The sequence below is a fragment of the Mesorhizobium sp. P160219 genome, assembly GCF_057786095.1.
The window spans coordinates 1040033-1052587 of record NZ_JBYNWG010000001.1 but is presented as its reverse complement, the minus strand read 5'-3'; the positions used below and the strand labels follow the sequence as shown (position 1 = coordinate 1052587).

11 protein-coding genes are annotated in these 12555 nt (G+C 63.9%); 7 read left to right on the top strand and 4 right to left on the bottom strand.

Translation table 11 applies throughout. The features are described from left to right. Position 1 precedes the first annotated feature (1 nt). From AC3EMP_RS05315 to AC3EMP_RS05300, 4 genes are all read left to right on the top strand, one after another. Positions 2 to 1525, top strand: coding sequence for an ABC transporter ATP-binding protein (locus AC3EMP_RS05315; protein WP_352595115.1), 1524 nt, complete (start codon positions 2 to 4; stop codon positions 1523 to 1525). Next, positions 1522 to 2622: an ABC transporter permease gene (locus AC3EMP_RS05310; protein ID WP_023671209.1), complete on the top strand. Its 1101-nt coding sequence runs from the start codon at positions 1522 to 1524 to the stop codon at positions 2620 to 2622. The genes AC3EMP_RS05315 and AC3EMP_RS05310 overlap by 4 nt, the downstream gene beginning before the upstream one ends. Beyond that, the gene (locus AC3EMP_RS05305; protein WP_023710456.1) at positions 2619 to 3530 is read left to right on the top strand and encodes an ABC transporter permease; all 912 of its coding nucleotides are present in this window, start codon (positions 2619 to 2621) and stop codon (positions 3528 to 3530) included. The genes AC3EMP_RS05310 and AC3EMP_RS05305 overlap by 4 nt, the downstream gene beginning before the upstream one ends. 547 nt (positions 3531 to 4077) lie before the next feature. Next, on the top strand, positions 4078 to 4671 hold the full coding sequence (locus AC3EMP_RS05300; protein WP_286461242.1) for a hypothetical protein: 594 nt from the start codon (positions 4078 to 4080) through the stop codon (positions 4669 to 4671). Between the two features lie 359 nt (positions 4672 to 5030). On the opposite strand, the gene AC3EMP_RS05295 is transcribed toward AC3EMP_RS05300, so the two are convergent. Both AC3EMP_RS05295 and AC3EMP_RS05290 read right to left on the bottom strand, forming a co-directional pair. Further along, positions 5031 to 5429, bottom strand: a complete 399-nt coding sequence (locus AC3EMP_RS05295; RefSeq protein WP_352907378.1) for a hypothetical protein — start codon at positions 5427 to 5429, stop codon at positions 5031 to 5033. A 2-nt stretch (positions 5430 to 5431) separates the two neighbouring features. Continuing rightward, entirely contained in the window at positions 5432 to 6532 is a 1101-nt protein-coding gene (locus AC3EMP_RS05290) for a LacI family DNA-binding transcriptional regulator (RefSeq protein ID WP_027049100.1), read from the bottom strand. A gap of 575 nt (positions 6533 to 7107) precedes the next feature. Between AC3EMP_RS05290 and AC3EMP_RS05285 the strand changes: the two genes are divergently transcribed. From AC3EMP_RS05285 to AC3EMP_RS05275, 3 genes are all read left to right on the top strand, one after another. Continuing rightward, positions 7108 to 8070, top strand: a complete 963-nt coding sequence (locus tag AC3EMP_RS05285) for a sugar-binding protein (RefSeq protein ID WP_023672352.1) — start codon at positions 7108 to 7110, stop codon at positions 8068 to 8070. Positions 8071 to 8192: 122 nt separating this feature from the next. Beyond that, complete coding sequence (locus tag AC3EMP_RS05280) at positions 8193 to 9731, top strand: sugar ABC transporter ATP-binding protein (RefSeq protein ID WP_352514455.1); 1539 nt, start codon at positions 8193 to 8195, stop codon at positions 9729 to 9731. Positions 9732 to 9775: 44 nt separating this feature from the next. Further along, positions 9776 to 10762 carry an ABC transporter permease gene (locus AC3EMP_RS05275; protein WP_023684050.1) on the top strand — a complete coding sequence of 329 codons (987 nt, stop codon included), beginning with the start codon at positions 9776 to 9778 and terminating at the stop codon, positions 10760 to 10762. Positions 10763 to 10764: 2 nt separating this feature from the next. On the opposite strand, the gene phnN is transcribed toward AC3EMP_RS05275, so the two are convergent. Next, positions 10765 to 11394: a phosphonate metabolism protein/1,5-bisphosphokinase (PRPP-forming) PhnN gene (phnN, locus tag AC3EMP_RS05270; protein WP_023684051.1), complete on the bottom strand. Its 630-nt coding sequence runs from the start codon at positions 11392 to 11394 to the stop codon at positions 10765 to 10767. Further along, positions 11391 to 12545, bottom strand: a complete 1155-nt coding sequence (locus AC3EMP_RS05265) for an alpha-D-ribose 1-methylphosphonate 5-triphosphate diphosphatase (protein WP_352543872.1) — start codon at positions 12543 to 12545, stop codon at positions 11391 to 11393. The genes phnN and AC3EMP_RS05265 overlap by 4 nt, the downstream gene beginning before the upstream one ends. Between the last annotated feature and the right edge of the window lie 10 nt (positions 12546 to 12555).

The window sequence follows — 12555 nt, the reverse complement described above, 5'->3', positions numbered from 1 at the left end:
CATGACCCCGCCCCTTCTGTCGCTCCGCGGCATCTCGAAGAGCTACGGCCAGATCCGGGCCAACCAAGCCATCGATCTGGACGTGGCGCCCCAATCGATCCATGCGATTCTCGGGGAGAATGGGGCGGGCAAATCGACGCTGATGAAGCTCATCTATGGCGTTGAACAGCCGGACGAAGGCACCGTCGTCTGGAACGGAGAGCCTCTGCGCCTTGCCTCGCCGGCTGAGGCACGGCGCAGGGGCATCGGCATGGTTTTTCAGCATTTCTCGCTGTTCGAGACGCTGACTGTCGTCGAGAACATCCAGCTCGTCGTCCCCGGCGGCAAGGCGGAGCTGGCGGGGCGCATCCGCAGCCTCGGCCAGGATTTTGGCCTTGAAGTGGATCCTCTCGCCGATGTGCACGCGCTCTCGGTCGGCGAACGGCAGCGGGTGGAGATCATCCGCTGCCTGATGACGGACCCGAAGCTGCTCATTCTCGACGAGCCGACCTCGGTCTTGCCGCCGCAGGCGGTGAAGAAGCTGTTCGACACGCTCAGGCGCCTTCGCGACCGCGGCGTGTCCATCCTGTTCATCTCCCACAAACTGGAGGAAATTCGCACGATCTGTGACCAGGCGACGGTCTTGCGTGGAGGGCGCGTTATCGGCACCGTCGACCCGCGCGACTATGATGCGCACGACCTCGCCCGGATGATGATCGGCCGCGACATGCCCGAGGTGATGCCCGCGTTGGCCATGCCCGAGGGGGAGAAGCGGCTGGAAATAATCGGCATGGACTACACGCCGGACGACCCCTTTGCCACGCCGCTCTCCGGCATCAGCCTCACGGTACGATCAGGCGAGATCCTTGGCATAGCCGGAATATCGGGCAATGGCCAAGGCGAGCTTGCCGCGCTTATCTCGGGCGAAGCGATGCTGCTGAAGGAACAACGCGACCGGATTTACATGATGGGCCGCGACGTAGGCGCACTCGATGCGGCCGTGCGCAGGAGATTTGGCTTCGCCTTCGTGCCCGAAGACCGGCTGGGACGCGGCGCGGTCCCTGAAATGTCGCTCGTGCTCAACACCGTTCTTACCGCCCATCCTTTCGATCTCGTGAGGCGCGGCCTCATCAACAGCGCCGGAGCGACGGCTTTCACCAGCGAATGCATCCGTCGGTACGACGTCCGCGCCTCCGGCCCGGATGCCGAAGCGGGCTCGCTGTCCGGCGGCAACTTGCAGAAATTCATCGTCGGTCGCGAGATGATGCTGTCGCCAAAACTGCTTTTCGTGGCGCAGCCGACCTGGGGTGTAGACATTGGCGCTGCATCCGCCATCAGAAGGCGGCTCATCGCGTTGCGCAACCTGGGCGTGGCGATCCTCGTAATTTCCGAGGAACTCGAGGAACTTTTCGAACTCTGCGATTTCATCCAGGTGCTCCATCATGGAATGCTGAGTCCGCCTCTGGTCACGCGGGACACGCGCCCCGAAGACATCGGCAGATACATGATCGGAGCACATGCCTCGCCAGAGAAGGTTCCTGCATGAGCGTTTGGGCCGCGCCGTTCCTCCCCGCGCTCGTCCGCCGGGAGCATGCCTCGCTCGTCGCGGCCATGCTGGCCCCGGCTGTCGCGCTTGGCATGGCGATCATCCTCAATCTGGGCCTTTATGTGCTGATAGGCCGAGATCCGGCGGCCGTCCTGTACGCGATGCTTCTCGAGCCGTTCCTCTCCTGGGCATCGTTTGCGGAGGTGCTGCTGAAGGCGGGGCCCCTTCTCCTCATTGCTCAGGGGCTGGCGATCGGTTTCCGCGCAAAAGTGTTCAACATAGGCGCGGAGGGCCAGTTTATCCTGGGCGCTATTTTCGCCTCGGCGATCCCCGTCTGGTTTCCGCAGGCGACCGGGCAGTGGATCTGGCCGCTGATGCTGCTTCTAGGTGCCCTCGGCGGTGCACTTTGGGCATCTATCACCGCCTTCTGGCGCGTCAGGCTCAATGCGAACGAGATCCTGGTCTCCCTGATGCTGAGCCTCGTTGCGGCGCAAGTCCTCAACTACCTGCTGCTCGGCCCATGGAAGGACCCGGCCGGCTTCAATTTCCCACAATCCGTCATGTTTCAGAACGACGCGATGGTGCCGACCCTGATCACCGGTACCCGCGTCAACGTCTCGCTGCTCATCACACTTGCGCTCTCGCTGGTGGCCTGGGTTTTCATGCAGCGAAGCTTCATGGGGTATAAGCTCAAGGTCGGCGGTCTTGCCCCGCGCGCGGCCGGTTACGCCGGCTTCAGCGAAGGGCGTGCGATTTGGCTATCGCTTCTGATCGGTGGCTTGGCGGCGGGACTGGCAGGCGCGGCGGAAGTCGCGGGGCCGCTCGGCCAGCTGCAGCGCTCGATCTCGACCGGCTACGGTTATGCGGCCATCATTGTCGCCTATCTCGGCGGCTTGCATCCAGTCGGCATCATCTTTTCCGCGCTCTTTATGGCTGTCCTCTATATCGGCGGCGACAATGCGATGGTGTCGGCAAACCTGCCGATCGCCGCCGTCCGCGTCTTCCAAGGCAGCTTGCTGCTCGCCTATCTCGGCGCTGTGGCCTTCGTGCGCTACCGCATCGAGTGGCGCCGCCCCCATCACCTGAGCCAGCCATGAACGCCGTCGAGTTCATTATTTCGGGCATGCTCGCAGCGGCAACCCCCTTTCTCCTTGCCGCACTCGGCGAGTTGGTGGTCGAGCGCGCCGGCGTTCTTAACCTCGGCGTAGAGGGCCTGATGGCCCTCGGCGCGGTGCTCGCGTTCATCGTCGTCTACCACGGCGGTGGACACCTGCTGGGGTTCGTTGCCGCCGGCCTCGGTAGCGCCGTCCTGTCCCTCGTCTTTGCAGTGCTGGCACTCGGATTCCGGGCAAACCAGGTCGCGACAGGCCTTGCGATCGGCATTCTCGGCCAGGGCCTTTCGGCGCTGTTCGGCAAAAGCTACGAGAGCTTGACGGTCAAGGGGCTCCCGAAACTTGCCTTTCCCGGCCTCTCGGAAATCCCGGTAGTCGGCAGGCTGTTTGTCCAGGACGTCGTCGTATGGCTTTCCCTTGCCGTGACGTTTGCGATCTGGGCGATGTTTGCCTATACGAGAGTCGGCCTTGTCGTGAGGGCAATCGGCGAGAATCCCAAGGCAGCCCATGCCATCGGCTATCCGGTCATCGCTATCCGTATCGCGGCCATAGCTTTTGGTGGCATGATGGCGGGTTTTGCCGGCGCCTATGCGGCGGCGGTGTACACGCCCCTTTGGGCGGACGGTATGATTGCCGGACGTGGCTGGATCGCGATCGCACTCGTTGTCTTTGGTACGTGGCTCGCTGGCCGCATCTTCCTGGGTGCCTGCCTCTTCGGTGCGGTTTCGCTGATGAGCCTCGCCGCCCAGGCGACCGGTCTGGACTTGCCATCGCAACTGCTTTCCAGCCTTCCCTATCTCGTTACGATCGTCGTGCTCGGTGTCATCTCGGCGGACCGCCGCTTGCTCAGGCTGAACGGTGTCGCCTCGCTTGGCGAACCCTTCGAACGTTAGCCGGGATGAAAGTGGATTTGCGAAACTCGGCGTAAGTTGAAGAGATTCGAAACGCCAGCGGACGATCGGCATCCGATCCAAAGGGCAGAAACGCCAAACGGGGCGAAGGTATGCCCGCAAGGGTAGCGCTGACGCCGTCGACTGCGAGCAGCGGAACGATGTGACGCACAACGCGCCCGACATCGGTGGAGATCGTCGCGGGTTTCTTGGGTCGTCCCCTTTTCTGCAGTACGAGCCCCATTCTCGAGGGTCCATTCTCCACCGCAGCCTAGCGAAGCGGCGTCGCAAGATGGCCTGAGGCATGCGCCCGGTAAATTCCCGCATGCGAGCACTCGTCCTGCCTGTCTAAGGTTCCGAGTCTAACCGCAAATCCTCGATTTTTTCCGCCAATTCCAAAATATATATTCCGGTCGCCGCAAGAAGCCATAACAACGATTCCCAATACTACCTATTCTTGCAGAAACTAAAAACGCTACACTCGCGTAATCATATTGGTAACGGATGCTGTTCAACCTGCGTCCAGGCAACCAACACGGGGAGCGTCATTATGGATTTCTTTAAAAGTTTAACAAAGGCCTTGGCCGGTGGCGCTGTTGCCGTGGCTTTGTGCTTTCCGGCTGGCGCGGGCGGGCTCAGTGTGGGCATCGGCGGCAGCGGTGGGGTGGGCGTCTCGGTCGGCGGCAGTGGCGGCGGGCTTGGCGTCGGCGTCTCGGTCGGCGGCAGCAAGGGCGCCAATGTCGGCGCAACGGTCGGCGGCACCAGCGGCACCACCGCCAGTGTCGGCGCTACGGTTGGCGGCACCAGCGGCGTTGCGGCCGGCGTCGGCGCATCGGTGGGCACGGGCGTCGGGGTCGGGGTCGGCGCAACCGTCGGCAGCGGTGTCGGGGTCGGCGCCGGTGTCGGGGTGGGCAATGGGGTGACGGCCGGGGTCGGGGTCGGCATTGGCGCACCGACCGCGCCCACCAGCCCTCGGGATCCCAACACGCCGGCGGTGCCGACGCGACCGGCGGTGGTTGCCATCAGCGCCATGTCGGCCGGCCAGATCGCCAAGATGAAGAAACGCTGCGCCAGCGTGCTCAGCGGCAAGGGCACCTACGACCGGGACCTGAAGGAGCTCTGCCGGATATTGGCGCGGCGCTGAGTACCGCAACATCGCATGTGCCGTGGGGCATCAGTCTCTCAGCCAGCCCCAATGCCGCAAGGTGGCGGGCATTCTTAGGGAGAGAGCTTTGCCGAGCGGTTCAGCGTTTTCGCGGAAAGGCGGAACCGGTCAGGCTGTGCGCTTTCATCGGCGGCATTCTGCATGGCTTGGTCACCGAGCCGAAGGAAGCGCGCCGCCCGGTTGCGGCCTTAATCTGACCTCTGCCGTCCGTCCGGTCACCCGTTTGGGCCGGCTCCAAGATTCGCCTCTGGCCTTTTGTATCACCCGCTCTAGCTGCTTTGTGTTAGGCTCGTCATGTTAGCCTTGTCTTGCTGATGGAGGTTTTGATGGATCGGCGATCATTCTTGACAGCATTGTTTGGCGTTGCGGGGGCCGCGGCGCTTGCTACCGCGGTTCGGCCTCTCGAGGCCGTGGCCGGGGTTCCCAATGTCGGTAACGGCATTCTCGATGAACTCGACAAGCAGGATGCCAATTCGTTTGATGACGACGAAGGCGCTGGCGATGTCGAGCAGATCTCGCATCGGCGATGGCACCATCGTCGCCACCACAGGCGGCATGTCTGGAGACGGCACTGCCGCACGTTCTGGCGGCATGGCCGGCTGCGCCGGCGCTGCTATCGCAGGCGCTCCTTTGTCGTCTTGCGGTTCTAACCGCGGCACGTTCCCGGATAGTCCCTGCCCTGAGGCGCAACCACCAAACAGACCCATCCCGATTTGCATCGGGATGGGCTGGTTCAACTTTATCCAGCCACAGCTGCCACCGACTCCCGCTGCACCAGCGGGCATTCCAGCTTGGTGATGGGATAGCGGCCGCGGCCGGCAGGCGGCACTTCGAGCTGTTCGATCGCCCATTGGCCCATCGCCATGTGCGGCAGGATCGATGTCGTCAGCGGCGGGAACAGATGGCGGGCGATCTCCTCGTCGTCATAGCCGACGACGGAGATGTCCTGCGGGATGTGCAGGCCCGCCTCCTTCAGCGCTTCGTAGCAGCCGATGGCCGTGCGGTCGTTCTGGCAGAAGATGGCGGTCGGGCGCTCTTTCAGCTCCAAAAGCTCCACGGTCGCGGCATAGCCGGCGCTCGCCGACCAGTCGCCCTCGACCACCAGTTCGGGATCGAACGGGATGTCGGCGGTGGCGAGCGCCCTGCGGTAGCCTTTCAGCCGGTCCTGCGCGGCCTGCATCCACGGCTCGCCGGTGATGGTGGCGATGCGGCGGTGGCCGTGGCCGATCAGATGCCGGGTCGAGTTCTGGCCGCCGGCGATCTCGGACGGCACCACGGCCGGGAAGGCATAATCGGCCGTGTAGCAGTTGAGCAGGATGACCGGGATGTCGAGGCCGTAGAGGAAGTCCGGCGCCGTGATCTCGCGGGTGAAGATGGTCATGTAGATCAGCGCCGAGATGCCGCGCCTGGTGAGCGCCGCAACGGCGCGCGGCTCCATGACGGCGTCGCCCATGGTCTGCGCCACGAGCAACACATTGCCGGCGTTCCACGACGCCTGGCGCGCGCCCTCGATGGCGACAACGGCTTCCGGGCTTGTCGCCAGCTGGTCGACAGCGAAACCGATGACACCGTCAAGTCCATCGAAGGCGGGAACAGGTTTGCGCAGCGCCGAGAAGGCGGGTGCTGCGTAGCCGAGCGAGCGCGCGGCGTCGATCACCCGCTCGCGCGTCTGCTGCGACAGCCGGATGCCGGGCGAATCGTTGAGCACGAAAGAGACGGTCGCCTGCGAGCAACCGGCTGCCCTGGCAATGTCGGTCATGGTGACGCGGCCGCCCTTGGCAGCTCTCGCCGGCGCCTTGCGCCGCTTCGCCGTGTCGTCCGGATCCCTCGTCTCGCTCATGGCATTGCGTCCCAATCCCCAGCCTGTCTAGTCGCAAGCCTGCCACACCGACAAGATGGTGTCGCGCCGTCGACCAATGGAAATAGTCGAAGGCGATTATCTTTATTAGCAGTTTTGAAGTTCCCCGCCATGCCGCTGCGGGCTGCGTGAAATTCAAGGACTGCAAGGCATCTGCTTGCGCGAAGCCGTGCTGCACCTGTTCGGGCAAACTAGACCTAGGGCCCCCGCCGAGTGTCCGCGCGAGACCTCTGCTAATAGTGTTTACTAATACAAAACGACGCTGTAACGTCAATCCGCCGTGTCCGGTCAGGTGGGACCCGTGCGAGAAGTGCACGTGAATGGCCCGATGGCGAGCGGGGTTTGCCTCCGCAAGCTTGGTCTCGGACATGTGATATGTCAGACAAATCAGACTATTTACGAGCACGGGATGAGTCTCTAAAGTCCGTGATCGCGACCGACGACGCCATTCTTCAGCGCCGGGAACCCCTGAGGAGGAGGGCGTCCAAATCGCGAGCGGCAAGTCAGTGAATTCAGATCGGTCAGTCCGACGACTGAGCCAAAACGGGAGGTTGAACATGAAATCCTTGATACGACATGCATCCGTGGCCACCGCAGCCCTGCTGCTTGGCCTGACCGCGACAGCCATTGCGCGCGCCGACGACAAGCCGACGCTTGCCTTCGTCGTCAACGGCGCTTCCGATTTCTGGAAGGCCGCCGAAGCCGGCGTCAAGAAGGCGCAGGCCGAATTGCCCGACTACAATCTCGAACTCAAGTATCCCGAGCAGTCCTCGGTCGCCATCCAGCAGCGGCTGATGGACGATCTGGTGACCGCCGGCGTCAAGGGCATCATGGTCTCGGCCGTCGACCCCAAGACCTCGACCGACGGCCTGAACAAGATCGCGTCGGAAACGGCGCTGTTCACCACCGACTCCGATGCCCCGCAGACCAAGCGCGTCGCCTATATCGGCTCGTCCAATGTCGACGCCGGCAAGCAGGCGGCCGAGATCGCCAAGAAAGCGATGCCGGACGGCGGCAAGTGCCTCGGCTTCGTCGGCCTGCTCGGCGCCGACAATGCCAAGGAACGCATCCAGGGCATGAAGGACGGCCTCGCCGGCAGCAAGATCGAACTGGTGGACGTGCGCGGCGACGACATCGACCAGGCGCGCGCCAAGAAGAATGTCGAGGACGCGCTGGTCGCCAGCCCCGACATCACCTGCATGGTCGGCTTCTATTCCTACAACACGCCGCGCATCTATGAAGCGCTGCGCGACGCCGGCAAGCTCGGCTCGATCACCGTCGTCGGCTTCGATGACGATCCGATCACGCTGGGCGGCGTCAAGGAAGGCACCGTGGCGGCCACCGTCGTGCAGCAGCCCTTCGAATGGGCCTATCAGGGCATGAAGCTGATGGCCGCCTATCTCAAGGGCGACAAATCAGGCATTCCGGAAGGCGGCCTGATCATCATCCCGACCAAGATCATCGGTAAGGACGATGTCGACACCTATGCCGCCAATCTGAAGGCGATGTCCGGAAACTGAGACCACGAGCAGTTGCGCCGGCTCAGGGTTCGCCTTGAGCCGGCGATCGTGTTGACGGGTCGGCCAAGGCCCGTCAGTCTGTAGCCCACCGGCTGCTGGCAAGCCTGATCAAATATGGCGTGATGAATTATTCCGACCCATCTATCGTCGCAACCACCCCGTTCCTCGGCCTCGAGAACGTGCGCAAGACCTATCCGGGCGTGGTGGCGCTGGACGGCTTTTCCATGGAAGTCAGGCCGGGCGAGGTGATCGGCCTGGTCGGCGAAAACGGCGCCGGCAAATCGACCTTGATGAAGATCCTCGGCGGCGTCACCAGGCCGGACAGCGGCGCCATCACCGTCGACGGCGTTGCGCATGACGGGCTCACCGTCGAAGGCAGCCTGGGGTCGGGCATCGCCTTCGTCCACCAGGAGCTCAATCTCTTCGAAAACCTCGATGTTGCCGCCAATATCTTCTTCGGCCGCGAGCCGTTGCGCGGCGGGCCGCTGAGATTGGTCGACCGCGCCAAGCTGCGCGAAATGGTGGCGCCACTGCTGAAGCGCGTCGGCGCCAATTTCTCCGCCGATACGCCGGTTGCCTCGCTGTCGCTGGCGCAGCAGCAGATGGTCGAGATCGCCAAGGCACTGTCGATCAAGGCGCGGCTGGTGATCCTCGACGAGCCGACGTCGAGCCTGCCGCTCGCCGAAACCGACAAGCTGCTCGACGTCATCAAGGCGCTGAAGGCCGATGGCATCAGCGTCATCTTCATTTCGCACCGGCTGCATGAGGTCGAGCGCGTCGCCGACCGCGTCGTGGTGCTGCGCGACGGCATGCTGGCTGGCACCTTGCCGAAGAGCGCCATCAACCACGACCAGATGGTCAAGCTGATGATCGGCCGCATGCTGAAGGAGCGCGAGAAGGCCTCCGAGGCGGCTCGGGCGCCGGGCGCCACTGCGCTCTCGGCCAAAGCCATCCGCACCCCCGCCTACCCTGCCCGGCCGGTCGACCTCGACATCAGGCGCAGTGAAATCCTCGGCCTCGCCGGCCTTGTCGGCTCCGGCCGCACCGAACTGGCGCGGGTGTTCTTCGGCATAGACAGCACGCTTGGCGGTGGGCTCGAACTCGACGGCAAGCCGCTTGTGCTGGGTTCGGCGGCCGATGCGGTCGCGCATGGCATTTTTCTGGTTCCGGAAGACCGCAAGCTGACCGGCATTTTGCTTGACCTGTCGATCGCGCAGAACATCTCGCTGCCCAACCTGCCGGCGCATGCGAAGCGTCGACTGGTGTCGGCAAGCGCCGAGACCGCCACCGCCGAGAAGCAGAAGAGCAATCTCGGCATCAAGGCGCCGTCGGTGCAGACGCGAACCGGCACGCTGTCGGGCGGCAACCAGCAGAAGGTGGTGCTGGGCAAATGGCTGGCGATGAACCCGAAGGTGATGATCCTCGATGAGCCGACGCGCGGCATCGATATCGGCGCCAAGGCCGAGATTTACGGGCTGATGCGAGCCTTGGCCGATGCCGGCGTCGCCGTGCTGATGATCTCCAGCGACATGGAAGAGGTGATCGGCGTGTCCGACCGCATCGCCGTCATGCATGAGGGCCAGATCTCGGGCATTCTCGACAAGGAACAATTCAGCCAGGAAAACGTGCTGTTGCTGGCGGTCGGCAAGCCGGCAAACTAGCGGGCTTGAGGCGATTGCCGGTCCGGCGCATTGGGGAGAAGACGATGAGCAAAAAAGATCTCGGCCTGCTGATCCTGATCCTGGTGGTCGGCGCCGTGGTGACCGCCATCAACCCGCGCTTTCTTTTGCCGATCAACCTCGCCAACACCTCGAACCTGATCGGCCTGTTCGGGATCCTCGCCATCGGCCAGGCCTTCGTCATCATTACCGGCGGCATCGAATTGTCGGTGGGATCGCTGGTGGCGCTGCTCGGCACGCTGTTCATCGATTTCATCGCCGTGCGCGACATGCCATGGCCGGTGGCGCTGCCGCTGATCCTGGTGCTGGGCGGCATCATCGGGCTGGCGCATGGCTGGCTGATCACAAGGCTGAAATTGCAGCCCTTCGTGGTGACGCTGTGCGGCCTTTTGATCTATCGCGGGGTCGCCCGTTTCTATACCGCCGACGGCACCGCCGGCTTCGCCTTCGGCCAGAATTTTCCCGAGCTCGAATTCCTCACTGCGGGCCGCAGCTATGGCGTGCCCAACAGTTTCATCGCACTGATCGTCATTTCGATCGTCATGTGGGTGGTGCTGCACCGCTCGGTGTTCGGACGCTACCTCTATGCCATCGGCAAGAACGAAGAGGCGGCTAAATATTCGGGCATCCGCACCGGCCGCGTCGTGATGGCCGCCTATGTCATCTGCGGCGTTCTGACGGCGCTGTCGGCGATCTATTTCGCGATGTACACGCGCTCGATCTCGCCGGCCAGCCACGGCCAGTTCTACGAACTCTACGCCATTGCCGCCGCCGTGCTCGGCGGCTTCTCGCTGCGCGGCGGCGAAGGCTCGCTGGTTGGCGTCATCCTGGGCACCGTGCTGCTGCAAGAGTTGCAGAACCTGGTCAATCTGCTCGGCATCCCGTCCTCGCTCAACTTCGCGGTGATGGGCGGCGTGATCCTGATCGGCGTGCTGGTCGACCAGCAATGGGGCGTGTTCCGCGCAAGGCGGCTGATGCTCGATGCCAGCCGGAAGACTGTCGCGGCGGAGTAGCGCTACATCACGCCGGATATATCCGAGAAGGCCATCGCCTTGCGCAGCACCTCGGCGAAGCGTTCTCCGGCGGCTTCGCGCCGGCCGCCATTGTCGATCGAGGTGACGCCGGAGCCGGACAAAGCGATATTGGCGCTGCGGGCGAGCCGAGCCAGCACTTCGCCGCGCGATTCGCGGCCGCGCTGGGCGAGACGCTCGGCGAGGATTTCCGGCGAGGCGGTGATCTCGACGACAGCCAGATTGGCATAGCGCTCCCGCAGCACCGGGATGACTGCGCGCGAGACATTGGCGACCGCGACATGGCCATTGGCGATGGACCAGTCGACATCGGCCGGAATGCCGTAGCGCAGCCCGTGCGCCTCCCAGGAAATGGCGAAGGCGCCGTCGGCCTCGGCTTCGACAAAGGCCGCGTCGGCCAGCGTGTCGTGATCCTCGCTTGCGGCGTCGCTCGGCCTGGTGATGACCCGGCGGACGAACTCCAGCCTCGTCTCGTCGGCAAACAAGGTGCGGGCATAACCGATTACCGTATCCTTGCCGGCGCCACTCGGGCCGACGACGGCGACGAAGACGCCGTTGCGGACCGGAAAGGCCTCGCTGCTGAGTTCGCGCTCGATCGACGCCGAGACCATCAGGCGACCCGCCGCCCTTGGCGCCAGACGGTGCGCACGACCGGCACATGATCGTCGAGGCGCACCCGCACGAGGTCGGCGCGGCGGCCCTGTTCGATGACGCCGCGGTCGTTTAGGCCGATCGCCTCGGCCGGATTCTTCGACACCATCGCAACCGCCTGCGGCAGGGAAATGCCCTCGACGACGTCGCCGAGGAAGAAGGCCGACTGGATCAGGCTGAAGGGAATGTAGTCGGACGACAATATGTCGAGCAGGCCGTCGCCGGCCAGCGTGCGGGCCGAGACGTTGCCCGAATGCGAGGAGCCGCGCATGACGTTGGGCGCGCCCATCAGCACGCCGAGCCCGGCATCCTTCGAGGCCTTGGCGGCTTCCAGCGTGGTCGGGAATTCCGCGACGCGCACGCCTTGTTCGATCGCCTCGTCGACATGGCCTGATGTGGCGTCGTCATGGCTCGCCAGCACGATGCCCCGCTCGTTGCAGGCGGCTGATATCGCCACCCGGTTCGGTCCCGAATTCTTCGCCGATTCCGACATCCGCTTTTCGCAGAACAATTGGAAGTCGCGATCGGTCAATTTCAGCTTGCGCTGATAGTAATGGGCGTAGGTCTCGAGATTGACGAACTGACGCTGTCCCGGCGCATGGTCCATCAGCGAGGCCAGCTTGACCCGCTCGTCGCCATCGAAATTGGCGAAAGCCCGCAAGCAATCCGGCGCCGAGACCTCGCAGCGCAGGTGCAGGAAATGGTCGGCCCGCAACCGGTCTTTCGCGACGCTGTCCTCGATCGCGCCGGCGAGCTTGCGGATGTCGTCGGAGGTAATATCCGCGTCCTCGTCCATGCCGACACGCAACGCGTCGAGGACGGTGGTGATGCCGGCGGTGGCCACCTGCGCGTCATGGGCAAGGACGGCGGCGATCGGGTTCCAGCGCACTTTCGGGCGCGGCGCATAGTGGCCTTCGAGATGGTCAGTGTGCAGCTCGACCAGGCCGGGAATGATGTAGTCGCCGCCCATGTCCTCGCCGCCCATGCTCCCGCCGATTTGGCCGGTGCCGGCGTCGATGCCGGAGATAAAACCGTCGCGCAGCACGAGCGACCCTTCGACGATCTCGTCGGCAAGCACGATGCGGGCGTTGTGGAGAACGGTTTCGGCGGTCATTTCAGGCAGT

Coding starts and splice junctions, on each gene's coding strand:
- AC3EMP_RS05275 (WP_023684050.1), top strand. CDS start 9,776: ATGAGCAAAAAAGATCTCGGCCTGCTGATCCTGATCCTGGTGGTCGGC.
- AC3EMP_RS05285 (WP_023672352.1), top strand. CDS start 7,108: ATGAAATCCTTGATACGACATGCATCCGTGGCCACCGCAGCCCTGCTG.
- AC3EMP_RS05265 (WP_352543872.1), bottom strand. CDS start 12,545: ATGACCGCCGAAACCGTTCTCCACAACGCCCGCATCGTGCTTGCCGAC.
- AC3EMP_RS05280 (WP_352514455.1), top strand. CDS start 8,193: ATGAATTATTCCGACCCATCTATCGTCGCAACCACCCCGTTCCTCGGC.
- AC3EMP_RS05305 (WP_023710456.1), top strand. CDS start 2,619: ATGAACGCCGTCGAGTTCATTATTTCGGGCATGCTCGCAGCGGCAACC.
- AC3EMP_RS05315 (WP_352595115.1), top strand. CDS start 2: ATGACCCCGCCCCTTCTGTCGCTCCGCGGCATCTCGAAGAGCTACGGC.
- AC3EMP_RS05310 (WP_023671209.1), top strand. CDS start 1,522: ATGAGCGTTTGGGCCGCGCCGTTCCTCCCCGCGCTCGTCCGCCGGGAG.
- AC3EMP_RS05290 (WP_027049100.1), bottom strand. CDS start 6,532: ATGAGCGAGACGAGGGATCCGGACGACACGGCGAAGCGGCGCAAGGCG.
- AC3EMP_RS05300 (WP_286461242.1), top strand. CDS start 4,078: ATGGATTTCTTTAAAAGTTTAACAAAGGCCTTGGCCGGTGGCGCTGTT.